At 60.1% G+C, this 25,740-nt stretch carries 39 protein-coding genes and 1 pseudogene; 9 read left to right on the top strand and 31 right to left on the bottom strand.

What is annotated here, in order from left to right; all coding sequences use genetic code 11:
* Positions 1-352 (top strand): CBS domain-containing protein (locus B9A95_RS13220; protein WP_139806771.1); only part of this gene is annotated, 352 nt, incomplete at its 5' end.
* Positions 353-419: 67 nt separating this feature from the next.
* Here the strand turns inward: B9A95_RS13220 and B9A95_RS13215 are convergent.
* From B9A95_RS13215 to B9A95_RS32265, 4 genes and pseudogenes are all read right to left on the bottom strand, one after another.
* Entirely contained in the window at positions 420-3,650 is a 3,231-nt protein-coding gene (locus B9A95_RS13215; protein ID WP_084047716.1) for a diguanylate cyclase, read from the bottom strand.
* Between the two features lie 222 nt (positions 3,651-3,872).
* Positions 3,873-4,169 carry a response regulator gene (locus B9A95_RS35470; protein ID WP_245808289.1) on the bottom strand — a complete coding sequence of 99 codons (297 nt, stop codon included), beginning with the start codon at positions 4,167-4,169 and terminating at the stop codon, positions 3,873-3,875.
* Between the two features lie 509 nt (positions 4,170-4,678).
* Entirely contained in the window at positions 4,679-4,864 is a 186-nt protein-coding gene (locus B9A95_RS32270) for a hypothetical protein (protein ID WP_139806770.1), read from the bottom strand.
* Between the two features lie 28 nt (positions 4,865-4,892).
* Positions 4,893-5,081, bottom strand: a pseudogene (locus B9A95_RS32265) (IS4 family transposase); the annotation flags it as partial.
* Here B9A95_RS32265 and B9A95_RS13200 point away from each other — a divergent pair.
* Positions 5,054-5,557: a hypothetical protein gene (locus B9A95_RS13200; RefSeq protein ID WP_084047714.1), complete on the top strand. Its 504-nt coding sequence runs from the start codon at positions 5,054-5,056 to the stop codon at positions 5,555-5,557. The pseudogene B9A95_RS32265 and the gene B9A95_RS13200 sit on opposite strands and share 28 nt — an antisense overlap.
* Positions 5,558-5,729: 172 nt before the next feature.
* On the opposite strand, the gene B9A95_RS13195 is transcribed toward B9A95_RS13200, so the two are convergent.
* Positions 5,730-6,770: an HD domain-containing phosphohydrolase gene (locus B9A95_RS13195; RefSeq protein WP_245808288.1), complete on the bottom strand. Its 1,041-nt coding sequence runs from the start codon at positions 6,768-6,770 to the stop codon at positions 5,730-5,732.
* Between the two features lie 202 nt (positions 6,771-6,972).
* On the opposite strand from B9A95_RS13195, the gene B9A95_RS13190 reads away from it, so the two are divergent.
* On the top strand, positions 6,973-7,569 hold the full coding sequence (locus B9A95_RS13190) for an AcrVA2 family anti-CRISPR protein (RefSeq protein WP_084047712.1): 597 nt from the start codon (positions 6,973-6,975) through the stop codon (positions 7,567-7,569).
* Between the two features lie 3 nt (positions 7,570-7,572).
* Here B9A95_RS13190 and B9A95_RS13185 read toward each other — a convergent pair whose 3' ends face one another.
* The 3 genes from B9A95_RS13185 to B9A95_RS13175 all read right to left on the bottom strand — a co-directional run bounded on the left by B9A95_RS13185 (position 7,573) and on the right by B9A95_RS13175 (position 9,122).
* Positions 7,573-8,283, bottom strand: coding sequence for an IS6 family transposase (locus B9A95_RS13185; protein ID WP_084047711.1), 711 nt, complete (start codon positions 8,281-8,283; stop codon positions 7,573-7,575).
* An 84-nt stretch (positions 8,284-8,367) separates the two neighbouring features.
* Positions 8,368-8,781: a hypothetical protein gene (locus B9A95_RS13180; RefSeq protein WP_245808287.1), complete on the bottom strand. Its 414-nt coding sequence runs from the start codon at positions 8,779-8,781 to the stop codon at positions 8,368-8,370.
* 71 nt (positions 8,782-8,852) lie between these two features.
* Entirely contained in the window at positions 8,853-9,122 is a 270-nt protein-coding gene (locus tag B9A95_RS13175) for a helix-turn-helix transcriptional regulator (protein WP_084047709.1), read from the bottom strand.
* A 38-nt stretch (positions 9,123-9,160) separates the two neighbouring features.
* On the opposite strand from B9A95_RS13175, the gene B9A95_RS13170 reads away from it, so the two are divergent.
* From B9A95_RS13170 to B9A95_RS13160, 3 genes are read left to right on the top strand one after another with little or no spacing between them, the layout of a single operon-like run.
* On the top strand, positions 9,161-9,589 hold the full coding sequence (locus B9A95_RS13170; protein ID WP_084047708.1) for a hypothetical protein: 429 nt from the start codon (positions 9,161-9,163) through the stop codon (positions 9,587-9,589).
* Positions 9,586-9,777 (top strand): hypothetical protein, encoded by a 192-nt coding sequence (locus tag B9A95_RS13165; protein WP_084047707.1) that lies wholly within the window; start codon positions 9,586-9,588, stop codon positions 9,775-9,777. The genes B9A95_RS13170 and B9A95_RS13165 overlap by 4 nt, the downstream gene beginning before the upstream one ends.
* Positions 9,774-10,169: a hypothetical protein gene (locus B9A95_RS13160; protein WP_084047706.1), complete on the top strand. Its 396-nt coding sequence runs from the start codon at positions 9,774-9,776 to the stop codon at positions 10,167-10,169. Before B9A95_RS13165 ends, B9A95_RS13160 begins: the two co-directional genes overlap by 4 nt.
* Before the next feature lie 275 nt (positions 10,170-10,444).
* Here B9A95_RS13160 and B9A95_RS13155 read toward each other — a convergent pair whose 3' ends face one another.
* From B9A95_RS13155 to B9A95_RS35465, 3 genes are all read right to left on the bottom strand, one after another.
* On the bottom strand, positions 10,445-10,798 hold the full coding sequence (locus tag B9A95_RS13155) for an Imm8 family immunity protein (protein ID WP_170928640.1): 354 nt from the start codon (positions 10,796-10,798) through the stop codon (positions 10,445-10,447).
* Positions 10,799-10,941: 143 nt separating this feature from the next.
* Entirely contained in the window at positions 10,942-11,487 is a 546-nt protein-coding gene (locus B9A95_RS13150; RefSeq protein ID WP_139806769.1) for a hypothetical protein, read from the bottom strand.
* A gap of 155 nt (positions 11,488-11,642) precedes the next feature.
* Positions 11,643-12,023 (bottom strand): hypothetical protein, encoded by a 381-nt coding sequence (locus B9A95_RS35465; protein WP_245808286.1) that lies wholly within the window; start codon positions 12,021-12,023, stop codon positions 11,643-11,645.
* Positions 12,024-12,285: 262 nt separating this feature from the next.
* Between B9A95_RS35465 and B9A95_RS32260 the strand changes: the two genes are divergently transcribed.
* Complete coding sequence (locus tag B9A95_RS32260) at positions 12,286-12,606, top strand: hypothetical protein (protein ID WP_139806768.1); 321 nt, start codon at positions 12,286-12,288, stop codon at positions 12,604-12,606.
* 239 nt (positions 12,607-12,845) lie between these two features.
* Here the strand turns inward: B9A95_RS32260 and B9A95_RS13140 are convergent, their stop codons facing one another.
* The 7 genes from B9A95_RS13140 to B9A95_RS13110 form a co-directional block, all read right to left on the bottom strand.
* Positions 12,846-13,178, bottom strand: coding sequence for an HU family DNA-binding protein (locus B9A95_RS13140; RefSeq protein ID WP_084047703.1), 333 nt, complete (start codon positions 13,176-13,178; stop codon positions 12,846-12,848).
* A gap of 69 nt (positions 13,179-13,247) precedes the next feature.
* Positions 13,248-13,385, bottom strand: a complete 138-nt coding sequence (locus B9A95_RS33735) for a hypothetical protein (protein ID WP_170928639.1) — start codon at positions 13,383-13,385, stop codon at positions 13,248-13,250.
* Between the two features lie 447 nt (positions 13,386-13,832).
* Positions 13,833-14,045 (bottom strand): hypothetical protein, encoded by a 213-nt coding sequence (locus B9A95_RS13130; protein ID WP_084047701.1) that lies wholly within the window; start codon positions 14,043-14,045, stop codon positions 13,833-13,835.
* A gap of 10 nt (positions 14,046-14,055) precedes the next feature.
* The gene (locus B9A95_RS13125; RefSeq protein ID WP_084047700.1) at positions 14,056-14,310 is read right to left on the bottom strand and encodes a hypothetical protein; all 255 of its coding nucleotides are present in this window, start codon (positions 14,308-14,310) and stop codon (positions 14,056-14,058) included.
* Between the two features lie 73 nt (positions 14,311-14,383).
* A complete protein-coding gene (locus B9A95_RS13120; RefSeq protein WP_084047699.1) occupies positions 14,384-14,674 on the bottom strand; it encodes a hypothetical protein in 291 nt (96 codons plus the stop codon).
* 60 nt (positions 14,675-14,734) lie between these two features.
* Entirely contained in the window at positions 14,735-14,869 is a 135-nt protein-coding gene (locus B9A95_RS36295) for a hypothetical protein (RefSeq protein WP_281255860.1), read from the bottom strand.
* 355 nt (positions 14,870-15,224) lie between these two features.
* A complete protein-coding gene (locus tag B9A95_RS13110; RefSeq protein WP_084047697.1) occupies positions 15,225-16,292 on the bottom strand; it encodes an endo-1,4-beta-xylanase in 1,068 nt (355 codons plus the stop codon).
* A 322-nt stretch (positions 16,293-16,614) separates the two neighbouring features.
* Between B9A95_RS13110 and B9A95_RS13105 the strand changes: the two genes are divergently transcribed.
* Positions 16,615-17,127 carry an XRE family transcriptional regulator gene (locus B9A95_RS13105; RefSeq protein WP_084047696.1) on the top strand — a complete coding sequence of 171 codons (513 nt, stop codon included), beginning with the start codon at positions 16,615-16,617 and terminating at the stop codon, positions 17,125-17,127.
* Between the two features lie 68 nt (positions 17,128-17,195).
* On the opposite strand, the gene B9A95_RS13100 is transcribed toward B9A95_RS13105, so the two are convergent.
* The 3 genes from B9A95_RS13100 to B9A95_RS34630 all read right to left on the bottom strand — a co-directional run bounded on the left by B9A95_RS13100 (position 17,196) and on the right by B9A95_RS34630 (position 18,553).
* Positions 17,196-17,600, bottom strand: coding sequence for a hypothetical protein (locus B9A95_RS13100; protein ID WP_084047695.1), 405 nt, complete (start codon positions 17,598-17,600; stop codon positions 17,196-17,198).
* A 174-nt stretch (positions 17,601-17,774) separates the two neighbouring features.
* Positions 17,775-18,041, bottom strand: coding sequence for a hypothetical protein (locus B9A95_RS13095; protein ID WP_139806767.1), 267 nt, complete (start codon positions 18,039-18,041; stop codon positions 17,775-17,777).
* An 86-nt stretch (positions 18,042-18,127) separates the two neighbouring features.
* On the bottom strand, positions 18,128-18,553 hold the full coding sequence (locus tag B9A95_RS34630; protein ID WP_212648322.1) for a hypothetical protein: 426 nt from the start codon (positions 18,551-18,553) through the stop codon (positions 18,128-18,130).
* 348 nt (positions 18,554-18,901) lie between these two features.
* Here B9A95_RS34630 and B9A95_RS34625 point away from each other — a divergent pair, with 348 nt between their 5' ends.
* Entirely contained in the window at positions 18,902-19,204 is a 303-nt protein-coding gene (locus B9A95_RS34625; RefSeq protein WP_084047692.1) for a hypothetical protein, read from the top strand.
* A gap of 264 nt (positions 19,205-19,468) precedes the next feature.
* Here B9A95_RS34625 and B9A95_RS13080 read toward each other — a convergent pair whose 3' ends face one another.
* The 10 genes from B9A95_RS13080 to B9A95_RS13045 form a co-directional block, all read right to left on the bottom strand.
* Positions 19,469-19,864 carry a response regulator gene (locus B9A95_RS13080; RefSeq protein WP_084047691.1) on the bottom strand — a complete coding sequence of 132 codons (396 nt, stop codon included), beginning with the start codon at positions 19,862-19,864 and terminating at the stop codon, positions 19,469-19,471.
* Between the two features lie 218 nt (positions 19,865-20,082).
* Positions 20,083-20,640, bottom strand: coding sequence for a hypothetical protein (locus tag B9A95_RS13075; protein WP_084047751.1), 558 nt, complete (start codon positions 20,638-20,640; stop codon positions 20,083-20,085).
* A gap of 211 nt (positions 20,641-20,851) precedes the next feature.
* Positions 20,852-21,817: a M15 family metallopeptidase gene (locus B9A95_RS13070; RefSeq protein WP_084047690.1), complete on the bottom strand. Its 966-nt coding sequence runs from the start codon at positions 21,815-21,817 to the stop codon at positions 20,852-20,854.
* Complete coding sequence (locus tag B9A95_RS13065) at positions 21,804-22,400, bottom strand: hypothetical protein (RefSeq protein ID WP_139806765.1); 597 nt, start codon at positions 22,398-22,400, stop codon at positions 21,804-21,806. The genes B9A95_RS13070 and B9A95_RS13065 overlap by 14 nt, the downstream gene beginning before the upstream one ends.
* Entirely contained in the window at positions 22,381-22,887 is a 507-nt protein-coding gene (locus B9A95_RS13060; protein ID WP_084047688.1) for a hypothetical protein, read from the bottom strand. The genes B9A95_RS13065 and B9A95_RS13060 overlap by 20 nt, the downstream gene beginning before the upstream one ends.
* Before the next feature lie 16 nt (positions 22,888-22,903).
* Positions 22,904-23,323 carry a hypothetical protein gene (locus B9A95_RS13055; RefSeq protein ID WP_084047687.1) on the bottom strand — a complete coding sequence of 140 codons (420 nt, stop codon included), beginning with the start codon at positions 23,321-23,323 and terminating at the stop codon, positions 22,904-22,906.
* 69 nt (positions 23,324-23,392) lie between these two features.
* The gene (locus tag B9A95_RS33730; protein ID WP_170928638.1) at positions 23,393-23,542 is read right to left on the bottom strand and encodes a hypothetical protein; all 150 of its coding nucleotides are present in this window, start codon (positions 23,540-23,542) and stop codon (positions 23,393-23,395) included.
* A 73-nt stretch (positions 23,543-23,615) separates the two neighbouring features.
* The gene (locus B9A95_RS36290; RefSeq protein WP_281255859.1) at positions 23,616-23,738 is read right to left on the bottom strand and encodes a hypothetical protein; all 123 of its coding nucleotides are present in this window, start codon (positions 23,736-23,738) and stop codon (positions 23,616-23,618) included.
* Positions 23,739-24,636: 898 nt separating this feature from the next.
* Positions 24,637-24,759: a hypothetical protein gene (locus B9A95_RS36285; RefSeq protein ID WP_281255858.1), complete on the bottom strand. Its 123-nt coding sequence runs from the start codon at positions 24,757-24,759 to the stop codon at positions 24,637-24,639.
* A 122-nt stretch (positions 24,760-24,881) separates the two neighbouring features.
* On the bottom strand, positions 24,882-25,592 hold the full coding sequence (locus B9A95_RS13045; protein ID WP_084047685.1) for an IS6 family transposase: 711 nt from the start codon (positions 25,590-25,592) through the stop codon (positions 24,882-24,884).
* Positions 25,593-25,740 lie beyond the last annotated feature (148 nt).

The raw sequence follows: 25,740 nt of genomic DNA, 5'->3' as shown, positions 1-25,740 counted from the left end.
CATTGCGCTGATGAAGATGCGGCAGGGCCAATGTCGTCATCTCCCCGTACTCCAAGAGGGTCAACTGGTGGGCATCTTGAGCGATCGTGATTTGAAAGAAGCGTGGCCCTCTGACAGTTCGGCAATATCATCCGGAGAACTGGTTCAAAACGTCGGGAAAATCAAGGTGAAAGACGTCATGACCCAAACGTTAATCACAATAGATGAAGAGACTTCCATAGAAGAGACGGCCGTGCATCTCCTCAAACGCAACATCAGTGCGCTGCTGGTGGTCAATCAGCGTGGTCACTTGACGGGCATCGTCACCGTCAAGGATCTGCTTCGCGAATTGGTCCGGCTCACCTCCTACTGAAGGCCTTAGGTGTGTGGGATGAAGCGCAGGAGCCACCTTGACGGTCCACGCGTACTGTCTCCCAGCTTCAGCCCGGCTGGGACAGCTTGATGCGGTTGCGTCCCTCCTGCTTGGCGGCATACAGAGCGAAGTCCGCAGCGCGCAACAGGTGACCCAATTGGACACCCTGGACAGGATAGGCGGCGACGCCCATCGATGCCGTGATCTTCCCAAGCGGTTGCCCCACATGGCTGATCTGCAATTCCTCAATGGCCTGACGGATGTGTTCGGCACGGGCCGCCGTCTGATGCAAATCCGCTCCGGGCAGCAGCAAGGCGAACTCCTCCCCACCGTAGCGGCAGGCCACGTCCTCGCCACGCACGTTGGCTTTGAGCAGGCTGCCCAGCGATTGAAGGAGCAGGTCGCCGCCTTCATGCCCATACGTGTCGTTGAAGCGCTTGAAGTGGTCGACGTCCAGCATGATCAGCCCCATGGGGAGTTTGTGCCGCTGAGCACGGCGGACTTCCCGCTCGAAGGTCTCCTCCAGGTACCGGCGGTTAAACAGGCCGGTGAGCGCGTCGCGGATGGACTGTTGCCTCAACGTTTCCCGCAAGCGGAGGTTCACGAGGGCCAACGCCATCGTTTCTGCGGTGGTCTGCGCCACGCGTTCCTGACGCGCCGTGATGGGTTCATGGCTGCACAGGTGCAGCAGGCCAACCGTTTCTCCCTGAGCCAGGAGCGGCACACAGAGAGCTGTGCCAGATCCCTGCACGTGGCGGCAACGTAACCCTTGCAAGCCCTGCTCCAGCGGATCAGAGCGAAAAGGGCGGCCGCGGCGCAGGCCCCAGCAGTCGGCAGGAGCGAAGACCGTGTCACTGCCAGAGACGCCATTCCAGGAGATGACTTCCTCCAGGACGTTTTTGGACGGTCCGAAATCATACAGGGTGCCGGACACAGATGGGAACAGTTGTGCAGCGTATTTGGCCACCACCCGCTGCGCTTCTTCCACCGTCAAGCAGGCTTGAAGCATTTCCCCCAGTTCGCTGAGGACATGGCCTTCCTCCGTGTGACGCCTGAGTTCCTGCACCTGCGTCTGCAGCTGAGCACTGAGCTCCTGCAACTGCGCCGTTCGTTCCTCGACGCGCACTTCGAGTTCATCCCGGGCCAGCCGGAGGTCCACCTCTGCCCGCTTGATGTCAGAGATGTCTTCCACCACAGCAATGAAATACGCCGGGTGTCCTTGCTCGTCCCGGACGAGAGAGCCGGTGAGATTGACCCACACCTGCGTTCGGTCCTTGCGGAGGTACCGCTTGTGCATGGAGTACGTGCGCAGTTCGCCTGCCAGGAGGCGGTGCACATACCCCAAATCAATGTTGAGATCGTCTGGGTGGGTGATGTCCTGGAAGGTCAGGTCCATCAGCTCCTCGCGCGTGTACCCGACGATGTCGCACAGCCGGTCATTGACGTTCTGCCAGCGGCCGTCCACGTCCACGTGCGCGATGCCCACCGCTGCCTGGTTGAAGGTGGAGCGGAAGCGCGCCTCACTTTCCCGCAAGGACTGCTCGGCCTGCTGCTGTTCGCTCACATCCCGCAAGACAGCCGTGAAGAGCCGTTTCCCGTTGACGACCACCTGGGAGATGGTGGCTTCCACCGGGAATTCCGCTCCATTGGCCCGCAGGGCCGGGAGGGCGCTGCGTCCACCGTGCATGCTGCGGGAGGTGACGCCTATTTCCCCGAATTCCCGCATGTGCTGGGCGTGCTGCTGGTGGAAGCGGCTGGGAATAAACCGGTCTATGGGTTCACCCAGCGCTTCCTGTGCAGGAAGCCCGAACATCGCTTCAGCCGCAGCGTTAAACACGAGGATGCGCCGGTCCTCCCCCGTGGTAATCACCGCGTCCGAGACCGTGCTGATGATGCCGGACATTCTGGCTTCGCTCTCCACAACCACCGCGTATAAGCGGGCGTGCTCAATGGTCGCTGCTGCGCGCCGCGCGAGGTCTTCCGCGAGTTCCAGGTCCTCCAACGTATACGCCCGGTCAGCCTGCGACGAAGCCAGGCACATCACCCCGATGGTCCGGCCCTGCGCCACCAGCGGCACGCTCATGAAGGAACGCAACTCAAGGGCCTGGATCTGCGCGCGTTTGTCCTCATCCGGCACAGCTTCAATGGCCGCCTGAGGGACAACAGGCATCAGGACAGCTTGACCTGTGCGGTAGACCTGAATGATGCCGCTCGGCGCGTCCGGGCTGAGCGGGTACTGCTCCATCATGCGTGAGAGCAGCGCCACCCATTGGGGATCACGGTGAACAGCGGTCCTGAGCTGCAGTTCTCCCTGCGCGTCTGGCAGGAACACCGTGCACCAGTTCGCGAGCGTTTCCACCGCCAACGCTCCAAGCCGCTGCAGGGTATCTTCCAGCTTCAGTGAGGAGGCAAGGATGGCGCTGGCCTGTCCCAAAAACGCCAACCGTTCGCTGGACCGCTCAATCGCTTCGCGGCTCTGTACCCGGTCCAGGGCCTGCGTGCACAACTGTGTCATGGTGAGAATGAAGTGCTGTTCGGCCTCGTCGAAGCGTCGCGGTCCATTGAAGCTCAGGGACAACACCCCGTGCAGCTGTCCGTCGACCAGCAGGGGGAGTGCGGCGACGCTGCGGGTGCGCTCTGCACGGACCTCCACCGATTCCGGGTACTGCCGGTCCAGTTCCTCGCCACTCACAAACACGGGCCTGTGCAGTCGAGCGGCCTCGGCAGGTGGAATGTTCAGGCTGAGCGGAACGCGCCTGAAGCGGTCACGCAGCTCAGGGGCATACCCCCATTCCGCCACCCGTTCCAGATGGTCACCATCCGGAGTCACCCGCATCAGTGCCGTCATGTACGCGCCCATGGCGGTCCCCGCCTGAGTGAGCATGATCTCGATAACCTGTTGAGCCTGCTGGGGCGTAATGAGCGCCGCCGTCACCTGTTGAAGATGCTCCATCCGGCGAACATCCGTGACGTCCTGCAGGTGGACCATCAAGGTGTCGTTCGCAGGCGTGAGGGTGATGTGGAACCAGCCGCCCAGGAAGGCGTTGTACGCCTCGATCCTGACCATGTGGCTGCCACGGAGGGTCTTCTCGCACAGCGCCGTCCAGCCGTCGTCGACAATATCGCGAAATTCCGTCTCCAGGTGACACCCCACCAACTCTTCCCTGGGGCGGCCCACCAGGTCGGCCGCTCGCTGATTCAGCGATGTCACGTACCCAGCGGCATCGAGCGTGAAGCATGGAGAAGGCATGCTATCGAGCAACGTGATTTCGGGAGGCATGGAAGGGTGGGTCGTCATCGTGAGCGTTCCTCCAGCCCGGAAGGAGTGACCTTCATTATCGCGCTGCCACCTGACAGGAGTGTGACGTGCGGAGGAGCCGCACAGGCCACGCGCTCCGTCAAAGAGAGTGGCTCTTGGCCCAAATGGTTTCGCGGAGCCCCGTAAAAACTTCGTCCACTTCCCGTAAAAATTACCTCCAGGTGGGGTTGGAGTGTCTTGACCTTCCTCTTGGTCCGTTGATTAGAAAGGCAGTTTGTAGAGTGCTGACGGGTCATGGCGCCTCGTGGACAGACCAAAATGAGCCCTTCGGTTCTGCTCCCAGTAATGGACGAAGGCCGCCATCTGCTCGACGAATTCTTCGAAGCGGTGTGGCTTCATCAGGTAAGCGTTGGCGTGAAGCGCGTAAGCGGCTTGCACATCGTCCTCGTTGCTGGAACTCGACAGCATGACCACAGGGAGATAGGCAAGTCGGCGGTCACTTTTCAGGGCCTTCAGGACTTCAAGGCCGTTCATACCAGGCATGTTGATGTCCAGCAAGATGGCCTCCGGGCGAAGCGCGCCGTTTCGAAGGAGTCCAGAGCAGTCTGACCGCTTGACAGACAGATGAGCTGATGCTCAGTGCCGAGGCGTTCGAGCGCTTCTTGTGCCAGCAACTGATCGCTCAGACTGTCATCGATAAGCAGGAGATGCTGGCGAGGGAGCGACACAACTACAGTATAAAGCTCATATAAACATTATATGAGTAGGCTCTCACAATCCCTATCCTCTACCTTATGGTGCCTATGCCGCTCGCAATCCCTTGTTCTGAGGCATTGTCAAGGGGACGGTAGAGCGCTCGCGGGCCGTGAGGATCGGGGCAGATGTGGGCCGGGAGCGGTGAGGGTCACGATCTCTCCTTGGATGACGCCTTAGCGAGCTGGTTGTAAAGAGCGGCGCATTCGCGCAACGTCATCAGGGCAGGACGGGTCGGCGGCCTTGCGGGGGCCTTCGAGCATGATCGGCTTTCCCCGGGCTGCTGTTCGGGGATCAGCGTGGCCGTCTGGGCGTCATCCGCGGCGCGGTACTGCACCTCGAACGCCCTGCACGCGGCAAACCCGGTTAAGGTAGGTCCGCCCTTCTGACCGGCCATGCTCGACGAGGATTCGGGCCTGCTGGATGATGCGGCCAAGGTGGCTCCGGCGCTGGCGCATCCGCTCGGCAGCGGCTTCAACGTCAAGGGTGCAGGTGGTCATGGTGACGGCTCTCCGTGGGGAAGGGTCCCAGTAGATTCAGATCCGTTGTCCCACGCTTCCAGCTCGTCCGGTCCAGAACGAAGGTGAGCTGTTCAGGGGGGAGCAGGGGAAGCAGGACGTCGCAGACGTCCTGTGGCGTGAGGTTCGTTTCGTGGAACGTCCGTGCCACCATGCGGAGAATGGAAATTGGTGTCGCGTTACGGTGGAGGTGAACCGCGAACCACCACTGCCCAGTCCACCCGTCCCCAACTTGGGGAGTTTAGCTCCGTCGTCTGCTTCAAAGCCGTGATCGTTGGCGTCGAGGACACCCTCGGTACTGACGGCGCCGCTGTTGTGTTTACCCGCGCCGGGAAAGTGCGTGGTCATAATCTCGCCACGGAACTTGGCGTGGCGGGCAGCAACGTGCCTGTGGAAGAGATTGCGCCGCTGCTGAACTCGGACATCGGTCGGAATGGCACCCGCCTGGCGGCTGTCGTCCGCTCCTACCAGGCGGGCAACGACATTGTGATCGAGACGCAAGACACCGTGTGCTCAGCGGGTGAGGCGGCTGGCAGTGACCGCAAGTGCACCTTTACCCTGGGGGCCGTGTGGGGCGCGCCCGAAGCGATCACCGGTGAGATGTACCTCGGCGAACAAACCGAGAGCGTACTGCGCGGTGGCACCAGCGATAAGTTCGTCTTCAGCCCACTGTAAGTGTAATGGACGCCCTGGTATAAAATCAGTCCAGCCGGCCACCGTCGCTTCAGGGTGTCCTGATCCCTCAGTGAGTGTGAACACGTCCAACATGCACTCAAGAGTAGAGAAGTCGACCCTGAGGTCGACTTCTTTTTGAATAGGGATTCTGCACAGACCACTCCCGCCCTCTTCAAGTCACGTCATTGGAATCTGTGGTTGCAGCATGGATGGCGAGAAAGGCGTCCACGACGTCGGCATCGAATTGCCGCCCACGCTGAACGTACAACTCCTTCAGCGCCGCCTCATGTGACCAGGCGTGCTTGTAAGGCCGTTCGCTCGTCAGTGCGTCATAGACGTCACACACCGCAAAAATTCGTGCCAGTAAGGGGATATCAGTCCCTGCCAGGCGGTCTGGATATCCCGTGCCGTCCCAGCGCTCGTGGTGGTGCCGAATTACATCCAGGGCCAAGCGCGGTAGCGTTGGAATCCGCGAAGCAATTTCGTGACCGTTGTGCGCATGGGTTTGCATCAGCGCCCATTCGGCAGCATCCAGGCGACCCGGCTTGAGGAGGACCGCATCTGGGATGGTGAGCTTTCCAAGGTCATGCAGACCCGCTCCGTGCTTCAATTCATTGAGTGTCACGTCGTCGAGACCGAGGGCTTTTCCAAGCTGCAAGCTGTATTGCATCACCCGAGTGGTGTGCCCGGACGTCTCCAAGTCACGGGCTTCCAGGGCGATGCCAAGACCCAGCAGGCCGCCCTCCAGCGTCTCCTGAAGGCTGATATTGAGCGCTTCAAGGTCCTGTTGCGCGCGCTTGAGTTCGGTGATATCCGCAATGACCGCGACCACCGAGGTGGCTGGGCCGTGGCATGTGGGCAGCAGGGACACGCGGGAACGCGACCAGACGGTTTCCCCATCTGCGCGGATGTAGCGCTTTTCCACGGTGACCAACGGAGTGGCGCCGCTGATCACCTGCTCCAGCGCTTCAACCGTGCGGGGGACATCGTCGGGATGGGTGACGTTGATCACGTTCTCCCCCACCAGGACCTCAGTGGGATGACCAAAAAAGGCTGCTCCATTGGCGTTGATGCGCCGAATGGAGCCATCGAACGCGATCTCCAGAAGGCCAACGCCAGCATGATCGAAGAGCGCCTGATAGTCGAAGGTGTCATCGGGACGAGGCATTGGTAGAGCTGAAGTCATGTGAATAAGCCTTCCTGCGTGATCCACTTGGGTCACACGTGAGGGCCACGCAACCCTCTGCTGTACCTCCTAACTTCCCATATGCGCGTTTACAAGACTCTGAACTTCAAACGGTGGTCTTAAAGCAAGGCTTAAAAATTGAGCTGCCGTGTGACTGACCCATCCTTTTGCGGCGCTGTGGATTGTCTTCGTTTTTGTTCCTACCTGGTAGGTGGAGTGAGATTGTCACATGGCTACGCCTGTGCGTGCGCCGGAGCGTGGCGCTGCTGATGTGCCGGGACTGCTGGGGCACTGGGAAGAAGGTGCGGCGGTGAAGCCCAGACCCTATAACCCGGACGCGGACGCCAAGGACACGCGCCGCACGCTTGCCATGACCATCGGCAGCCACGAGCTGTGGACCCGCGCGGTGAAGCAGCCCCTGGACTTCATAGAGTTCTTCACCCTTCAGATGGCTGCCTTGCCCTCGCGCAAAGCGGGCGAGTTGCTGCGCGAGATGCACGTGAACATCGTGCAGGCGCAGTGGAGCCGCACCCGTGGGGTCTACGCATTTGATCCCGCCCTCGCGCAAGCCATCGTGGAGACGCCGCTCGACGGCTTGCAAGACGACGTGCTGGCCCGGCTGCCGGAGTGGTGCGTGTACCTGACCGTGGATGGCGAGGTGGACGGGAAGTGGATGCACGGGGGGTACGTGTCCAGTCTGCCCACCCCAGGTGGTGACGTGGCCGTCACCGTGGTCGCGGTGCTGGCGAGCGGGGAGGCCAGTCGGCCCTACGGGTTCTGGCAACTTAACCTCAGTGGGGCCGGAGTCGCTCAGCAGGGGGTTTGATTCTCAAACCGCCTGCTGCAATACCTCTTGCCAGAGAAGCAGTGCTGTGGTTTGGTTGCTTCGTCTCAGGGCAGCGGGAGTGGTCGTTCGGGTATGGCGGTGAAGGTTCGATACGCGGGCGTGCAGGGCGAGGAATTCCTGCGTTCGCCGTCGTCGTTTGAAGCCGAGCTGAGTACGTTCCTGCTGCCGGGTGGGGCGATGCGACTGTTCCACAATGTTGTTACAGCGGGCGGTGGACACGACCCGAATGTGCTCCACAACGTGGAACACGGGAAGTTCTCTGAGGGCCGCCCCGTAGCTCCACAGCTTGTCGGTGTGGATGACCTCCGGCACGTCGTATTGCCCTAACAGGCGGACAAAAAAGGACTTGGCCGCCTCGGTATCTCGGTGTTCCTGAAGAAGGAGGTCGAGCACGTTGCCGTGCTCGTCCACCGCTCGCCACAACCAGTGCTTCACCCCAGCAATCTGGACGCACCTTTCATCCAGATGCCACCGGGAACCCCGTCGGGGTTCCCGGTGGCGCAGTTCCTCCGTGAGGAGGGGAGCGAATTTAATGTTCCACTGGCGCAGGGTCTCGTGGCTCACCCGAATACCGCGTTCGTGGAGCAGTTCCTGAACGTCACGCTGGCTGAGGGGGAAGCGGTGGTAGAGCCACAGGGCGTAACCGATGACGCTCAGAGGAAAACGGTGGCGGTAGGGCTTCCGGTCAGTCACAGCCCACCAGCCTACCGGCGTTCAGTTGCCAGAACCGCTGAGAGAAAGAAAAACCCTGCCGAAGCAGGGCTAAAGTGCAGGGGGTCAAGCGTCGGGGTCAGTTTCGTTCAACGCGGCGACAATGCGTGGCAGGACATCAAAGGCAGAGACCAACACAGCCAGAAAAACTCCGATAGCGACTGCGACGCTGGCATCAGCGAAGGGATTCAACAGGGGAAAGCTGCGAATGAGCCCTCCGCCAAGCAGAAAAGCGATGAAACTCACCCACAGGAGCGGTCCCGATAAAGCATAAGCGCGAGCAATATACGCGTTTCGAGCATGCGTCTCGTACTCATCGAGGTCATTCCCTTTCCTGAACAGGCGGTTCCAACTCCAAACAGATGAGGTCAGTCCATGCTGGCAATACGCAATGATGGGCAAAAGCAGCAGGGGCAGGATGCCAGTCCAGCGCTCTGCATTCAGGCTGGGGAGAAACAACTGAACGAGGAGCACGCTCACGCCCAGGAGAATGGCCAACTGGCGGCGAGATGTTCGAGAGCGCTGACGCGTGTAAGCACGGCTTATCACAGTCATTCGGTGTCCTTTCCGCCGTAGATCTGTACGCTCAGCGGCGACAGTGGCGTGAGGGAGAAGATCGCTTCGACAGGGAGGTTGAATACCTGGGCGATCTTGAGGGCGAGTTCAAGGCTGGGGCCGTAATCTCCGCGTTCAATGAAACCGACGGACTGTGGGTTGACACCGATGGCAGTGGCCAGTTCAGCGCGGCTCATCTCCCGTTCAGCACGGAGGGCGGGTAGGCGGTTGTACAGCTTGGTGTCCTCTTTGCGTTGCCTAACCACATCTCTATATTACGTATACATAACATGCCAAGTCAAGCTTGCAGGACGAGTCCACCCAGGCTGGTCACTACGAAGGCAGCAGCACCGGCGTCCGCATGGGCAGCTGCTCGCTCACCCTCAGCGGTGGCCGCGACGCCCAGAGCAAGCTCCTCCCCGAGACCGGCACCATCGACGGCCAGGAAGCCGACGCCGCCGAAGTCCTCAAGCTCCTGGAGTGGGCGAAGGTCGAGGGCCACGTCAAGGAGGTCAACGACGACCGCCGCCCCCTGACCATCGGCAAGGCCGCCGCCCGTCAGCTGCACCTCGAGCTGGGCCGCCTGCAGTTCCGCGAGCACTACGCGCTGGCCTCAGAGGTGCTGGGCGTCGAGGTGACCAGCCTGGCCGCGCTGACCGCCGAGGATGCCGCCCTAGTCCGCGACTACGCTTACGGGCAGTGGGGCCTCGTGGCCGGGGAGGTGGCGGCGTGATCCGCCACCCGAATCAGCTGGTCGAGTGCCGGAAAGTGCTGGGGCTGCCGGCACTCCCCGAAATGGTGGAGTGCGAGACCTGTGAGGGGGAGGGCATCGTGCAGATTGGCCCAGACCGTGATCCTTCCCAGTTCGCCCACATGGGCACCTGCCCCGACTGCCACGGCGAAGGGGAGGTGGAGGCGTGACCGGCCCTCTGGTGGCCGCCCTGCAGGCCCTGCCACCGGCGGGGCATTCCCTCGGGGCGTGCGGCCTGCTGCGCGGCTTTACCCGGACGGCGGAGGGGCGTCGTCTCGCGGTGCGGTTCGTCGAGCGCGTGGCGGACCTCGTGCGGCCGTTCGGTGGCGATGCGAAGTCCGACGATTGCCTTGCGCGCGTGCGCGAGGCGGAAGCCGCAGGGGACTGGCAGGGGGCCTTCGAGGTGACCAACGCCCTTTGCTACCTGTTGAACCGCGAGATCCCGTACGGCGAGTGGACGAACCTGCGCGAGTACTGGCGACGCAACGAGGAGCGGAACGCCGAGATCCGGGAGCTGGTGGCTCGCCTCCTGGCCAGCGCGGCGCACGAGGTGGCGTCGTGAAGCTGGTCCCCGTGCAAGCGTGAATACGGGCGCGTAAGGGTCTGTGCCACCCGCTGGACTCTCCTTGAGGACCAAGTCTGCTCTCCACACCTGCATGCCAGCGCCCGCGAGGGCGCTTTTCTTGCGTGGATTGGTCTGCAGGGTCGGGAATCCGGTATGAGGGGCAGCCACAAAGCCCACCTAACGGCGGGCCTGAGAGTGCCTCAATTGGTCGGCCCTGGCCCTCGCTTGGCACCACAGTCTGGTACGAGAAGAGGTGCTTCACTGGCTGCCGGTTAGTCGAACTCACTCCTGCCAATGAGCCGTGTCCTTCGCTGTAGCTGCTCCCAGTTCTCGTACTGCTGGTTGGAGAGGTGGTCCTCTATTGCTCGACGGATCTGGGAGAAGTCCCACTGCTCAACAATGATGGACTGTACGAGAGGGACGACTCTGCTTTCTAAGAGTGAACGCTGGAGGAAGCGAAGGCTAGCGACATGGATGGAGAACACCTCATTCCCCACCTCTCCCAAGAAGCCCACTTCAAATTGGAGGATGAGGTTGAAGTCCTGCTGATCAGCAGGCTCGTATTCTTCTGGCTCGCGCCAGTCACCGAATATGTTCCAACTCTGGATCTCCGCCTGGTAGGTCACCCCGTAGTTATAGGGATGTGGCAACCGCTCAGTGCCCGCGCTCCAGCCTGAGGACAAAGCTTCTCCCCTAAATACCCTTAGGCAACAGAAGCAGAGTTTCTGGGGAGAACACCGAGTCCTGCACAACCGCCTAAGTGTGCAGCTTATAGCCAGATCAGCTCTGTCTGGTGGGCCAGTAAGGCTCGTAGGCTTGGCAGGAGCCCTTCCCCCTGAGCGCTGAGCGAAGGCAGGACCTCAAACGCTTTCCAGACCTCATCTGCAGATACACCCCGAAGGTGTTCCCAGTCGAACTGCGGCTGGGGTGGGCTTGCTAGGACCACCTCCCAGCCCTCCCAGATCTCATGAAGAACCATCAGGAAAGCGTGCAACGCTTGTGAAGTCGCATGGCTGAGCTGATCGGCAAGTTCAGGCACATTTGGAAATTGAGCCATAGCGTTTTCGGCTTGATGCTGTAGACCAGGTTCTTCGGACAACTTGATTTGCCTGAAGTCAGCATGGACAACCACAAAAGCATCAGGGATCACGCCCAATGCGGCGTCAGGGTTGACCTCAAGCTCTCGCTCGAACCATGTTCTGAACCGTGTAGGTCCCAGTGCCAAGATCTCGGCCAACCCCAATGCACCCCATTTGTCAGAGCAAAACTGCACTTGGTTGTCCGCAATCAGAGCGAAATGGGCACGATGTGACATCTGTTAAACAGGTTACTAACCCTACTGATGTCGAACAACAGCTATACGATCGGCCTTAAAAGGCAGTATCTCCAAGATGAAATTTTTCTGGTCTAACTGGGCTTAGGGAAGACAAAAAGACGCTTTTTATCCGGGTGAAAACAATTTGGTTAGGCTCACTTACGCAGGTGCCCCAAGAGAAATGGTGCCGACCCAAGCACAAAGCCAAGAAATGCTGTTTGTGCCTGCAAATTTTGAAACAGTGCTACAGGCACTGCTCGGTCCATTCCGGCACCGTACTGCATCACGCTGTTGATACATACATCTGAAATGATGATCACGAGCGTCAGCAGCAACCCGAATCGCGGACGCCAGTAGAGAAGGACCACGGCCAGTGGATCAAAAACGCTGAGCAGGGACCAGTAAAGATTGATGGTCTTGGGGGCCGAGTGATAAGGGAGCCAACCGCCATGCCAAAGATCCAGAAGGTGGACCACAGTAGCGCCGCTCAAACAGACGGCGTAGAGGGCAATGATGATGCGCGCGAGGGGAGGCACTTGGGCAGCTTAGCGTTGTCGTTGCCTTCCCAGCTCGCACCACAAGGACGAGCAATAATCTCCGACTGGAAAGCCTTGGGTTGCTATGAAACTGCCTTCTGTAGCGGGAATTAGCAAGAGGCTTCCCTGCCCTAATTGACCTTAGGGAAGACAAAATTAGGGGGTTTTACCCGGGTAGATTGACATCTTGAGCAGCTATTTTTGGGCGAGGCATAGCACCACATTGAGTCATAATTCATTTCTGCTTCTAAGGGGGCTTGGCATGACAGACACAACAGAATGGCCTGAGCGTCTTCTTTCAAGTGCCGATATACTTCACCAAAAAGCGTCTGATCTTAGGGCTACATTATATGACGCGCAGAAAAGACAAGTCCTCACGAATGATATGGATACATCAGAAGTAGCTAGAGAGGAAGTAATAAAGTTCACACAGATACTTAATCAGGCACTAGCTGCTTTGATAGACTTGGCAGCTTTTGACAGTCCAGATCGAGAATTTCCTGATTTATCGCAAGGCTTCAAATTTGAGTGTCAAAATGTAGTCTACGGAAGTAACGTATTTAGTATAAAATTAATAGATTAGTACCTGACTGTCTATTAGCTTTGCAGTCCAGATATTAATTTCCCGACATGGTGATGATATGTCAGACAGGGTAAAAGTTTCTTGGCTTTCCTGGTCGTTTAATCTCTTCTACAAGATTCTGCTCTAAGTCGGTTTAGGCCAGAGCAATCTGCGAGGCGTGGATCGCTCAACCGTAGGGTTGCATAGAGAGGGGAGGCCCAGGGCGTGCTGCTTGGCCTCCCCTCGTCTTGTCCTGCAGTTCAGCCGTTGATACTGCCCTTGAGGGTACTGGCGACCTTATAGCTGACCTTCTTGCCTGCAGGAATCTGGATCTTCTCGCTGGTGCCCGGCTTGACGCCCGTGCGCGCTGCGGTGGCCTTGACGCTCAGGGTTCCCAGGCCGGGCAGTGTCACGTTCTGACCAGCGCGCAGCCCGCCGATCACGCTTTCCAGCATGGCTTCCACGGCCGCGTCGCTCTGCTTCTTGGTCAGGCCGGTCTTGTCGGCCACCGTCTCCACGAGTTGGGCTTTACCGATCTTGCCGCCTGTGGCGAGGGCGGTTGCAGCAGCTGTTTTCGGGCTCTTTTTCGTCATGCCTGCATCCTGCGACGTCCAGCACGCGAAAAACAAGAGCAATTGCAAGAAACTGGGCAATTGGTGGCGTTAGGAGGCGTGTGCACCCTGCTGCTCCTGCGCTTCCAGATAAGCGTCAATCCTCGCCGCGTGCGGCTCCAGGTACTCGTACAGCGCCCACCGGAAATGCAGGGACTGATGCCCACCCACCCGCTCCACCATCGCCACGAACCGCTCGCGCTGGGTCTTTTCCTGCCGGAAGGCCGTCTTGACCAGGCCCTCCAGTTTCTGATGCCGGTCCGCGAGGTACCTCCGAGGGTCAGGACTGTAGACGTCTCGCTCCAGATAGCCGTCAATCGCTCATCGGACATGATCCGTCAGCGTCCCACCATCGAGGGCGACGATGGCGTCCAGGCGTTGCCGCTCCGCCGCTTCGTGCCGGGAGGAGCCTTCTTCCAGCAGGACCCGTGGGAGCACGCCAGGAGGGCGTTTTCTGCCCGAGGGGGAACGAGAGTCCGTCGTCATTGCGCCGATTATTGTGCCCCGAGGGGGGGCGGGACAAACGCCCGCACGCTAGGGGGGGTCTGACGGGGGTGGGGCCTGAACGACCAGGACCTTGTACGCGCCGCCATGTGGGAAGCCGCCGGACGCCCTGTCAATCTGGAGCAGTCACCCTTACTTCGCCAGCCAGGCGTGCATCTCGCGCCAGCTTCCGCGCCCGTACCCGTCGTCTCCGCCGCCGCGCAGCTGCCGCCACTGCCAGCTGCCCTCCTCGCGGCTCATGGTGCACCACTCGCCGCTGACGCGCTGGATGTGGTACAGCAGGCGCTCTTGTGTGCCGCGTTCCTCACTGGGGAGGGGGCGGCCGGGGCGGAATTCGTCGGTCACGCCCGGCAGGTTACTCCGGGCAGGGCAGGGCGAACTCGACATCGAGCCAGTACTCGGCGTCCTCAATGTCATGCCCTTCCAGCTCCAGCACGGTCTGCCAGGCCTCCCACGCCTCCACTCGGGCCGCCTCGTGGCAGCCGAGGTAATCCGCGAGGGCCAGGCGTTCCTCCACGTCCGGGCCTGGAGGAGCGAGGCGGCGGTCCTCCTGGTACGCGGCGTGCAGCTGGTCAGCAATCTCCACAGCAGTCAGGTCAGCGGGGCGCATGGGGAGCAGGGTAACGTGCGGACGTGACCGGCTAACCTGTCATCCCTTGTGCCCTACTACATCTGTAGAGCAGTTATTCCTCTTCACGCAGATATTTCCCCGCTGCAACACGAAGAATGGCTTCTCGAGCCAGAGCCTCTAAATCCACGGTGACGCCAGGGGGACATAGCGAAGGTCCCAAGATGTATTCCACCTCTTCTGGCGCACAAGCCACGACCTCTCCGTCGCGCAGCGCATACATCCCGTCGTCCCCTGGCTCCGTAAACTCCCAGTCCTCAGGGGAAAAGGTCGCAAGCATGAACGCCACGCCCTCTGGCGTCTCTACGTTCCAAGCACCGTCATTGCCCGTAATCAGCATTTCCATTGGTTTGAATCAGATCTCCGCTCTGTCAGGTGCGTGTCGCTTCACCTAAAGCGACATGGGCTAATTACTCACGGTTGCTGTGCCCGCTCTTTCCAGATTCAGCGCCAGCAGTCGCGCGAGCACCTCGTCCTCAGGGAGCGGCCACGCCCAGCCGTACGCAGTGGCTACAGCGGCGTCCAGGCGAGTGTGAGCCATCAGCAAGGTTGTGGCCGGATGTGATGCATCCGCCTTCCCTCTCAATTCCGTCACTGCGTTGTACATCTTCGTCAGTGTCGCCTTCGAGTCCTGCGCCATCAGGGCCTCCCGAGCTGTCACCACAAACTGCGCTGCCTGTTCAACTGCTACCCGCTGTGCGCTTGAAGGGTGCGGGAACGGGAAAGGATCAAAGCAGTCCTTCGCTACATACGTCGGATCGTTTCCTACCCCATGGGCTGCACTTGCAGCCAAGCTCCACACCTCATGGATACGGGACTGGAGGACGCCAAAGGTAAAATCGTCGTAACTATTCAGCGCGACAATCGTGATCGCGCTGAATAGTTACGATATGGCTTTATTTCTGAAGCCGTCGGATTATGTCATTATAGGCAGGCTTCGGATTGTAGTCGTCATTCAGTAGTAAGGGATAGGCTTTTCGTCCGGAGTCGTCGCGCAACCATGAATTTTTGTCATTGGCCCCCCATACAACCAGCGCTTTACATGTATTAATAGAAAGGCAAGAATCAAGAACCTTAGAATAGATTCGAGCTTGAGTAAGAAAATCCGCTTCCTTGGGATTGTCGCCAACATCGACATCCATTTCTGTTATGTTAATCTCTAGCCCAAGCGAAGCAAAACGCTGCATTACTTCTTTAAACTCGCTTACTTTGCTCTCAAAGCTTTTGTCGACATGGGTTTGAAACCCGATCCCGTCTATCGGCACACCTTTAGCTTTCAGTGATTTTATCAAGTCATATGTTGCTTTTGCTTTGTCGTTCCAAGTCTCAATGCTGTTTTCGTTTAAAAATAACTTAGCATCCGGGTCGGCTGCACGTGCTCTCTCAAATGCCCGTGCGATGTATTCATCACCGAGATTTTTTCTCCATATTGAATTTCTTAACTTACCATCATCATCTACTACTTCATTAACAACATCCCATGCATAAATACGGCCTTTAAAGCCACCAACTACATTGTCGATGTGATCATTGAATATACTACTTATTTCCTCCTTAGTAAAGTTGCCCTCTGACAACCAAGATGGCAAAGAAAGGTGCCAGATTAACGTATGCCCTCTGACTTTTTGTCCGTTTTTCTCGGCGAGGGAAACAACTTTCTCTGCCCTTTTGAAGGAAAACTTGCCCTTCTCAGGCTCGGTCCAGCGAAATTTAAAAGCGTTTTCAGTAGTGACGATATTATACTCGCGTCCAACCACCTCTTCATATTGGGTGTCTCGACCAACAAGATCATCTTCTACAGCCGTCCCCAGTAGAAATCCCGCTTTATCAGCGGCTAAGCGAAGAGGTGAGTTTTCCTCAGTGTATGCCCTGGCTACCGTTTGCACGGATAGTAAAATGGCGGCCGCAAGACTTCCTAAAGTCAGAGGCAGTGCAAGAAAACTTTGCTTTCTTGTGTAGTCCATGATCTTCCTCTTGCTCCGAAAATTGGTTTATTGCCTCAAAACCCCAAGTTCAAGTATCAGAAGGTATTGATAACTGGGATAGATGTCTGAGGAAGTAGGCTTCCAAGTCTCCTTCCCTCTCGTGGGTATGCGCTTGGAGACAGTCACCATTCAGGCAAGCCACGTTAGAGATCCCTCACCTTACCTCATTCCACCCAGTTGCTTATAGGTCGCTGAATAGTCACGATTCCCCCCTCTAATCCGCTCCGGGGCCTCCCAAGGCCCCACCCCACTTCTCTGGGGCACCCCCGGGCAGGGACCGCCTCAGCTGCAAAGGAGCACCATGCACAAGATCACCGAAGTTACTCCCGGCGAAGGCCTGACCCTCCACCTCACCTACGCAGACGGCGCAACGATCCACGCAGATGTATCGGGCCTCCTGGCGGGCGATCCCGGCGTGTTCGCGCCCCTGGCCGACCGTGCCTTCTTCGAGGGGGTGCAGCTCGGCCGCCGTGGCCGGATCGTCACCTGGCCGGGCGAGCTGGACCTGGACGCGGACGTGTTCCGCATGGAGGACGGGGACCCGGACAAGCCGGGCGAGTTCCGGACGCTTTCCAGCACACCGCCCATGCCTGCAGACCCGGTAAGCCTGGAGGTGGCGCGGGTGCTGGACGCGAGCGGGCTGACTCAGTCGGAGGCGGCGGCGCGGGCGGGGATGCAGCAGCCGAATGTGGCCAGGCTGCTGGACCCGCAGTACCACGGGCACAGTTTGTCCACGCTCCGACGGCTGGCCGAGGCGCTCGGGTATGACGTCGAGGTCAAGCTCGTTCCTCGACAGCAGGACCGGGCGAGCTGAACCAAACGAAAAAAGCCTCCTCCCCGCCACCGGCCGAAGCCAACGCAGGAAGGGGCAAGAGTTTAGGGTCAGCGGATGCCGAACACCGTCATACACGCGCTTGCCACTGTGCCCGAGCGGTTTGGATCCTTTGGTCGGTCCTGCAGCTCCATCACAAACGCATACTGCGGCAGTGCGTCGTAACTGTACTGCCGGCTAAGCCACTGCCCGTCCTGCCAGGGGAACGGTGTTTGAAAGTCCGTGCCGTAAAAGTCGAGGAGCGAGCGCTCCCCCTTAGCATCGCTCGATGCTCGGAAAGCGTAGGTGGTGATGTATTTGAACTTTGAGTTCGCCTTCTTCGGGTAGGCAATGGCAGCATTCGCGGCAGCGCGGGCCTTGCAGAATTCACTCTGCTCTACGGTCCAGTTCCGCTTGACGGCCAGGGCGTTCACAAGGGTGGCGGGCGTGTGGGCATTGGCGACGGGGATGGACACCTGGGCCGTGGCGGAGGCCAGCAGGGCAGGAGGGCGGTCAGGGCGTGTCGGGCAGGCATGGCCTCAGGCTACGTGAGGGGGAGGGAGCATGCTGCTGGATTCTCGCCTCCACAACAAAAAAGCCCCCACCGTCCATGCCGAAGCACAGGAGTGGGGGTGAAGGCACACGACAAGCTATAAAAGCTCCTCTTCCCCCAGTAAAGCGCGCACCTCAGCCCGTCGTTGCTTGCCCTGCTCCGTGATCTGGTACGCCCTTAACATACTCGCGCTCAGGGTCGTCAAGCCATCCGTGACCAGGTAGCGGGCTTCACCCCTTGCACTGTTGTGCTTCACATCCTCGGGCAAGAGGGTCAGCCAGTCTCTCAGGCGAATGGGTTCATCCGGCATGACGGCAATCAGATGGTCAATGATCCGAAGTCTTCCCTTAGGGTGCAGTGCCATCCGCATAACTTTAACGATTTTCGAATGTCCCCTCCCACAACTGGCTGAAGTCAGCGCAGGAAGGGGCGAGATGGTGGGGAGGCCGCCTAAGTCCAAGTTTGCTTCGGCGTGGGATACAGCAGGCGTCCCATGCTCCGCAACTTCCGGTGCCTTATCCACGCCGTCTGGACAAACCGGTGAGGCAACCGCCGCACACTCGACCACACCCGCGCTTCCTCCGGCGTGAACGTGATTGGCCTTGGATCTGCCTGCACATACACCAGCGTCTCCCTCTTCCCCTGCGCCAATCGCGTCCGGATGGTCTCACAGCCCGTCAACACCACCGTCTGCCAGCCTGCCGACGTGTGCAGGTGGGTGATCGCAGGCACAGCATCCTCCGGTTTCGGTGTCTTGTTCTGCTCCTGCAAAGTCAAGGTGAGCGCTGCTGTATCCGCCAGTTGAAACCCCTGACGCTCACGCGCTGCGTACGCCAGCGCCCCATCGAGTTTGGGAGCCGTCGCGTAGAGCGTCACTGGGCCATCTGCCGTGCGTACCTGATGTACCCGCTGCCCCCCTGGCGAACTTACCTGCGTGTCCTCCTCAATCCAACCGAACAGATCGCATAGGTGTCCGCGGTCGCTACGAATGGCCCACTCCGCTCCGTCCATGAGGCCTGGGAGAAAAACCGTAGGGTAAGGAAAGCCTGTGAGGTTCCACGTGGCCAACCGTTCATATGCCTCTTCCACGTGCGGACGCATGCAGGCCATCATGACCGTCAGATCAAACCCTTCCCCCGTTCGCGTTATTTGGTCTGAGGTGAACTTCAACCAGGGCTGATCCGCCTGATACACAACGGTGCGGCTCAGGCCGAGGCGGTGACGATGCGCGACACGGTGGCGACCGTCAATCAAAGGGGAAATCGCTGCGGGGCGGACCCGGTGGAAATCAGCGATCAGGGCAGCAACGTGCAGATCTTCTGGCAGAGGCTTCTTGCGGGACTGCAGTGCCTGACCAGGGAGCAGGGAGGCTGTGGGTTCGACGCGGTAACGGTCCCAGTGGCCTTCAAGGGCATCAAGGGAAGCGTACATGAGCGCGAGGGTGGCATGATGACCGCCCCGGAGGGTAGGCAGAGCGTTTGGGCTGAAGCTGGCCCCGAAGACGCCGCTGAACTGCCAGTTGCGTAAGGTCGGTTCCCCGCCTGGCATGAGGAACGACACAAGAGGAAGTGTGTCGGAAGGAGAGAAGGACAGCATCTTCATTCCAAGTTAATCTTTTGGACTGAACGCATTGTCACCGGACTTCCCGAAACGCCGAAACACAACGGCTCCCCGCTCTTCCGTGATATCAGCAAAGAGAGCCAAAAAAGTAGAGTGAAGTGCCGATGCACCTCACTCTGGGCTACAGGTGAGTGTAGCTTGCTGCACAATCTAACACATCAATACAGTCTTTTAGGCACCCAACTGCTGCTGCCCTTTCAGTACCGTAAGGAAGCCTTGTAGCTTCTTCTGGGAGATTGGGGCAGAAAGCTGTACCTGTCCTCGGGTGTTCTGCATGCTCATTCCATACGGTATGACCGCGCCGATCAGGAGGTGGGGGAAGTTCTGTAGGAGCAGGTCCAACAGTCCTTCGCCCACTCCTTTGGATAAGCCGAGGTGGACCAATACCAGGTCAGGTTGAGGGGACTTCCACCCACAGCCGTCGTGCTTCAGGAGGTTTAGGGCTTCCATTGGGGTCGCAACGACGTTTAAGACAGCTGGAAAGTCAAGTGCCTCGAACATGAGGCATAAGTGGAGGACCTCAGTGGGCTGATCATGGATCAAGAGTATATTGCTCATCTTACTCATTAATCCTGCTGTGCAGACGTTGAAAAGAGCAGAGAAGGGCTATCCAGGCGAGGAAAAGCAGGTAGGAACCTCATCTTAATACCAGCTTAATCTGGGAAAGCAAACTCTTTTGTCACTGCGTTTTCTAGTCGGTTACGCGGTAGAACCCCTGCCCCTTTCGTCCAGTTGGCTGAACCACCGCCGAAAAAGGGCAAAGTTTGGTGCGAATCGTCCGGGCCTCAGTTCTGCAACCGGGGCTTGATCCAGCTGACGTACGCCGCTTCCAGGCCGCGTACCAGCACACGCAGCGTCTGAGCCGTGAAGTAAGGCCGTACGAGGGCGGGCAGGTAAGGGCTGATGTACTGGCGCAGCAGCACGGCCAGCACCAGGATTACCAGTTCGCGGGCCGAGGTGCCCTTGATCTGAGGGAGCATTTGCCCGATCACCAGCGAGACGATGTTGCGCACTTCCGGGGCCAGGGAAAGCGCTTCGGCCATGCTGAGACGCCCGTTGTTGTGCACGTCGTTGATCGCTTGCCGGACCAGGGTGTCAATGCGAGGCAGCACGCCATCCAGTAGGGCGGCCAGCTCACCGTCATCCATGGGCGTCTCGATGGGTAGCGGTGGATTCAGGGACGGCATCTGGATAGGAGGTGGGGCGGAGGCGGTGCTCTGCGGCCTGACAGTGGGCGTGGGGACGGACTGAGGACGCAGGGTGGGCGTCTCGGTCTTGGTGATGGTGACGCCCTGTTCAGCGCGCCGGCGGAGGATCTCGGCAATGCGGGGATCTATAGGCATAAGGACCTCGGGAAAGGGCACAGCCCCCGCGCGGGGCAGGGGCCGGTGAAGGGATGGAATTGGAAGGTGACAAGGAGAATTACGGCTTCACAAAGGACATGACCAGCAACGTTGCGATGACAGCCACCATGGTGACCAGCGCCATCAAGAGCACATCGTTTTGCCCCAGCCGTCTCCAGTACTTCCGGGTCAGTCGCTTCACCGCGCTACCCTACTGAAGACCAATCAGCACGTGGGGTAAATTTGACCAGCTGCCTGAACTGGCTCGCTCCTCCGCCGTGGCTGGCCGCACGTGCAGGTCATACGTCGTCGGGTTCAGGTTGACCATCAGCCCCCGGTAGATCGCTCGGCCACTGAACGGCACCCACACGTCCGCCTGATCCAGCAGCGTCACGCGCGTACTGTTACCGTCCACCGCTCCTGTCGCCGCGACCGCTGCCTCATGCCCATCCGCGGGTTGCAGCCAGGCGCTCCCGTCCTTGCTCAGCAGCACGGCCACCCCGTCCGTCACTGTCCGGCCCACGCCCACCGGCTGCCCGTTCACGAACACCCGGCGCTTGATCGGCGTGGGGGAAACCGGCTTGAGCGGGGTGGCCGTCTTCGCCATCGCGTCCTGCCAAGTGGGCACCACCGTGCCTGGGAGAGGGTCACTCCACTGGAAGTGCATGCCGTCCGCATAGCTGCTCGTCCAGCGCCCACCCCAGGTCCAGCCGCACTCCTCCATGAGGCGCACGAAGTCCTTGTTGATCTGCATCCGCCCGAATGGCACTCCATACCCATTGGTGGCCGCGTCAAAGTCCACCGCTGCGGCCCACGAGTGGACGCTGAGCGGCCTGCCGGGCGTCCAGCCCATGTGCCGCGCCACGTAGCACCCGTTGTACTCGTGCAGGGTCTTCAGGAGGCCCCGCTGCTGAGCGAGCTGCATGGTGGCGATGAACACCGGGGCCACCTGGCGGTGCATGGTCAGGTGCTGCACCCGCCTACCGCTCGATGTCGGGAAGTCCGGGAACTGGGTCAGGTTGACCTGCACCAGGTGCGTCCCAGCCCAGGCAGGGTCTGGAATCACGGCCCCACGCTGCGTCGGGCTTTCCCGGTAAGAGAAGCGCCCCAGGGCGATGGGGAGATCCGCATCACTGGGGCGCGCCTGGATGGCTGCAGCAAAGTCAAAGCTCGTCATGAGGGACCTCCGGGCGGCGCTCGATCCGCACGCCCAGGTTCTTGAGTCGGTGCTCGAGGCCTCGCGCGTACATCGCGCTCTCGTGGGCGGCCAGCCGCACTTCCTCCTCACGGGCCTGGGAAGCCTCCAACTGTTCGCCTAAATCGTCCACCCGCTCGTACACGCTTGGGCGCATCCCCAGCGCGAACAGGTAGCCGGCAAAAGCAAGGTGGGCGCACAGCAGGGCCAGGGGAATCCCACTGACCTCCGGCGTGTACACCGCACGCACGATCTGCCCGACAGCGAAGCAGGCGATCAGCAGGCAGATGATCGTGTGCCACCAGGGGTGTCCCCGAATGCCCAGCGCCACGATGAGGGCGAGGCCCGTCAAGCCCGCACGGAAGTAGAGGGCGTTCTGCTCGTCCAGCACAGTGGTCCCCGCCAGCGCCGCCACGTCCACAGGGGTCTCGAAGACGATCAGGGTGCTCAGGCCGACGAGAATGGCCACGACGGTATGCCACCAGCGCCAACGGGCGGGGTGAGGACGTTGCGGGAGAACCCGGGGCTGGAGGGGGAGGGCCGTCTTACGGCGTTGTGTTGCCATTGTCACCACCTCCTGCACCCGGCGAGGGAACGGGAGCTGTGGGGGGAGGCGTCGCGGGGTCCTGTGGTGGAGGGGAGACCTGCGGCGGGTCGGGTTCCCGGGGCTGGACCTCGATGCGGAAGCCGAGCTTCTTCTCGCTGAAGAACCCGATGGCGGCAGCGATGCCCGCTGGAATCCATTTGCCGAGCAGGGGGCCCACGGCGGCTCCCCCGATGGCAAGCATGGCCTGCTTGCCAGGGCCACGCAGGCCGGGCCACACCTCAGGAGCGGCCGTGGCGAATCCCACTCCCCCGACCAGCCCGCCCACCAGGGTTTCCAGGATGACGACCCACCAGGGTGTGGGCACCTGGCCTTTCTTCAGTTCCCATCGGTGGCGCGAGGGGAGAAGCGTGAGGCTGAACACCAGTGCCCAGATGAAGGCCGTCCAGTCCACACCTGTGAGCAGGGGACTGGAGGAATGCGGGGGCGGGGCAGTCGTGGTCTGCATGCGTGCACCTCATGGGCTACCGTCCCCCCAAAGGGGCTTGCGTGACTTCGTACTGTTTCCCGCTCGCCGCCAACCAGTACACAGTCCAACCCGGCGTGGTAATGGCCGTGGATGGCGAGTTGGGGATGTACCGGACCGGGTCGTCGGGCGTCAGCGTGTAATACCCACGCTCAGGGAGTGTGCGGCCACTCGTGTTGGCCAGGCGGATGCGCGCCTCGCCATCGTCTGGGCACCCGGGCCTGAGGGTGATGATGATGCGGCGAAACCGTTCCTCTGGGGGCGTGAAGGGCGGCCAGACGGAGGGTTGGTAGGCGGCGGTCACGCGGCAGAGGACGGGTGGGGGTCTCGAAGCGGGCAGGTCGGCGAGGGCCAGTGGGAACAGCACCAGGGTCAGGGCGAGCACGCTCAGCAGGAAGGCGTTCAGGGTCCGTTTCATGAACCTCCCTTCCCAGCCGAAAGGAAGCCCGCCAGCGGGCTGGAGCGCTGACGGGAGCAAGAGAGTTATTTACTGCAGTCCGAGCAGTCGCCGGATCAGTCCGAGTAAGCCGCGTCTCGGACGGGCGTCACCGGCGCTGAACAAGCCGGACCACATGCTGATCTTGCCGTCGGGCGCGGGAGGTGGAGTGGGGGTGGACGGGGGGTTCGTGTCGCTCATAGAAAACTCCTACCCGGCCAATGAAAGACCCGCCCAGGGCCGGGGCCTAAGCGGGAGGGAGAATGGGGCTGGACTAGCGCAGAAGGAAAGGCAGCATTGCCAAGGTAATGAGGAGGGCGACAAGGATCACAAGGGAAAGGGCGAAGCCTTCGCTCTGCTCAATTCGCCGAAGGAGCCAGAAAGCAATACGCTTCACAGCCTTAGTTTAGTAAATCTTACTTTTACATAAATATATCCTTTATATTTAAAGATAAGTAAACCAATTCAATGTAGGCACCCCGTTTAGATTTAGGAAGTGAATGTGTTCCACCACGGAGACCAAGTCGTTCTAGAAGAAGGCGAGCAGGAGGTTCGCCTCGTTCGTTGCGTAGATCGGTATACCCACATAGCGAACTACAAGACGTGGCCTGTAGAGGAACACGTGGAAATCTGGGAAACAGCGGCCGGTGTGGCATACCGTCTCAGCGTTCGCAAGGGACCGGGGAGTTCTTGGCACGCGAACCTTTGGGGCTGAACATTGGGGTAGCGTGTCTCCTTCTCCCGACAAACAAGACCCCGCCAGCGGCCGGAGCACTGCTGGGAGCGAGAGAGTTATTTACTGCAGTCCGAGCAGTCGCCGGATCCGTCCGAGCAGACCGGACCACATGCTGATCTTGCCGTCGGGCGCGGTGGGCGGAGTGGGAGGGGTGGCTGGGGGGTTCGTGTCGCTCATGGCAGCTCCTCCCCGGCCAAAGAAAGACCCGCCAGCGGGTCGGGGCGCTGGCGGAGCAACAAGGGGATGGCGTGGTGAACCTGAAAACGAAATCAGATACACAACATTACGTCGGGCTGAAATTCATGCCCCACGCTGAGCCATGAACGTCACCAGGTACAGCGAGTCCGGCGTCGAGCTGGAGGTGAACGGAGAAACACTCCGAGCGACCCGCCGGGTTGACCGCTATGTAGAACCGGGAAAATGGCTCAGGCCTTCGGAATACGTCGAGATCTGGTGCCTCGAAGACGGCCGGGAAGTACGCATCAGTTGCATGGGCAACGCACAAACCTGGACCGCCCGCTATCGGTAACCCTCCCGCCTCCGAACAGCGGGGTGGGGATCAGCGCATGAGCAACTGCATGAGTATCAGGGTGGCCAAGACGACGGCGACCGTCAGGAGGGTCATCCAAAAGGCATCATTCCGTCCGAGCCGCCAGCGGAATTTGCGGAACAAGCGCTTCACGCCAAGAGTGTAGGCACCGTTCTTCAGCTGCTCTCCATGCTTGTTCACCCTGCCTCTTCTCCCGGTCGGTTCTGGCAACTTAACCTCAAGGGGCCGGAGTCGCTCAGCAGGGGGTTTGATTCTCAAACCGCCTGCTGCAATACCTCTTGCCAGAGAAGCAGTGCTGTGGTTTGGTTGCTTCGTCTCAGGGCAGCGGGAGTGGTCGTTCGGGTCTGGCGGTGAAGGTTCGATACGCGGGCGTGCAGGGCGAGGAATTCCTGCGTTCGCCGTCGTCGTTTGAAGCCGAGCTGAGTACGTTCCTGCTGCCGGGTGGGGCGATGCGACTGTTCCACAATGGTGTTACAGCGGGCGGTGGACACGACCCGAATGTGCTCCACAACGTGGAGCACGGGAAGTTCTCTTAGGACCGCCCCATAGCTCCACAGCTTGTCGGTGTGGATGACCTTCGGCACGTTGTGTTGCCCCAACAGGCGGACAAAAAAAGACTTGGCCGCCTCGGTATCTCGGTGTTCCTGAAGAAGGAGGACGAGCACGTTGCCGTGCTCGTCCACCGCTCGCCACAACCAGTGCTTCACCCCAGCAATCTGGACGCACCTTTCATCCAGATGCCACCGGGAACCCCATCGGGGTTCCCGGTGGCGCAGTTCCTCCGTGAGGAGGGGAGCGAATTTAATGTTCCACTGGCGCAGAGTCTCGTGGCTAACCCGAATACCGCGTTCGTGGAGCAGTTCCTGAACGTCACGCTGACTGAGGAGGAAGCGGTGGTAGAGCCACAGGGCGTAACCGATGACGCTCAGGGGAAAACGGTGGCGGTAGGGCTTCCGGTCAGTCACAGCCCACCAGCCTACCGGCGTTCAGTTGCCAGAACCCTCAGGGCTTCTCCGAACGCTCTGGCCTGGGCCCAGGCTGGGTCATGTTGAGTTCTGCTGGCAAGGCGGAAGACTACGGACGCCGCTCGTGCAAGCGGGGACACGCGCTGAG

Origin of the sequence: Deinococcus hopiensis KR-140 (assembly GCF_900176165.1) — a bacterium.
Lineage (GTDB): Bacteria > Deinococcota > Deinococci > Deinococcales > Deinococcaceae > Deinococcus > Deinococcus hopiensis.
Note: the sequence above shows the minus strand (reverse complement) of the source record. Positions and strands in the feature narration are given on the sequence as shown.

Coding starts and splice junctions, on each gene's coding strand:
- B9A95_RS13075 (WP_084047751.1), bottom strand. CDS start 20,640: ATGCCTATAGATCCCCGCATTGCCGAGATCCTCCGCCGGCGCGCTGAA.
- B9A95_RS13105 (WP_084047696.1), top strand. CDS start 16,615: ATGCACAAGATCACCGAAGTTACTCCCGGCGAAGGCCTGACCCTCCAC.
- B9A95_RS13060 (WP_084047688.1), bottom strand. CDS start 22,887: ATGCAGACCACGACTGCCCCGCCCCCGCATTCCTCCAGTCCCCTGCTC.
- B9A95_RS13125 (WP_084047700.1), bottom strand. CDS start 14,310: ATGCGCCCCGCTGACCTGACTGCTGTGGAGATTGCTGACCAGCTGCAC.
- B9A95_RS13065 (WP_139806765.1), bottom strand. CDS start 22,400: ATGGCAACACAACGCCGTAAGACGGCCCTCCCCCTCCAGCCCCGGGTT.
- B9A95_RS13095 (WP_139806767.1), bottom strand. CDS start 18,041: ATGGCACTGCACCCTAAGGGAAGACTTCGGATCATTGACCATCTGATT.
- B9A95_RS13110 (WP_084047697.1), bottom strand. CDS start 16,292: ATGGACTACACAAGAAAGCAAAGTTTTCTTGCACTGCCTCTGACTTTA.
- B9A95_RS13150 (WP_139806769.1), bottom strand. CDS start 11,487: ATGTCACATCGTGCCCATTTCGCTCTGATTGCGGACAACCAAGTGCAG.
- B9A95_RS36295 (WP_281255860.1), bottom strand. CDS start 14,869: ATGGCTCACACTCGCCTGGACGCCGCTGTAGCCACTGCGTACGGCTGG.
- B9A95_RS13190 (WP_084047712.1), top strand. CDS start 6,973: ATGGCTACGCCTGTGCGTGCGCCGGAGCGTGGCGCTGCTGATGTGCCG.
- B9A95_RS34625 (WP_084047692.1), top strand. CDS start 18,902: ATGCGCGACACGGTGGCGACCGTCAATCAAAGGGGAAATCGCTGCGGG.
- B9A95_RS32270 (WP_139806770.1), bottom strand. CDS start 4,864: ATGACCACCTGCACCCTTGACGTTGAAGCCGCTGCCGAGCGGATGCGC.
- B9A95_RS32260 (WP_139806768.1), top strand. CDS start 12,286: ATGACAGACACAACAGAATGGCCTGAGCGTCTTCTTTCAAGTGCCGAT.
- B9A95_RS13140 (WP_084047703.1), bottom strand. CDS start 13,178: ATGACGAAAAAGAGCCCGAAAACAGCTGCTGCAACCGCCCTCGCCACA.
- B9A95_RS13055 (WP_084047687.1), bottom strand. CDS start 23,323: ATGAAACGGACCCTGAACGCCTTCCTGCTGAGCGTGCTCGCCCTGACC.
- B9A95_RS13070 (WP_084047690.1), bottom strand. CDS start 21,817: ATGACGAGCTTTGACTTTGCTGCAGCCATCCAGGCGCGCCCCAGTGAT.
- B9A95_RS13215 (WP_084047716.1), bottom strand. CDS start 3,650: ATGACGACCCACCCTTCCATGCCTCCCGAAATCACGTTGCTCGATAGC.
- B9A95_RS33730 (WP_170928638.1), bottom strand. CDS start 23,542: ATGAGCGACACGAACCCCCCGTCCACCCCCACTCCACCTCCCGCGCCC.
- B9A95_RS13120 (WP_084047699.1), bottom strand. CDS start 14,674: ATGGAAATGCTGATTACGGGCAATGACGGTGCTTGGAACGTAGAGACG.
- B9A95_RS13080 (WP_084047691.1), bottom strand. CDS start 19,864: ATGAGTAAGATGAGCAATATACTCTTGATCCATGATCAGCCCACTGAG.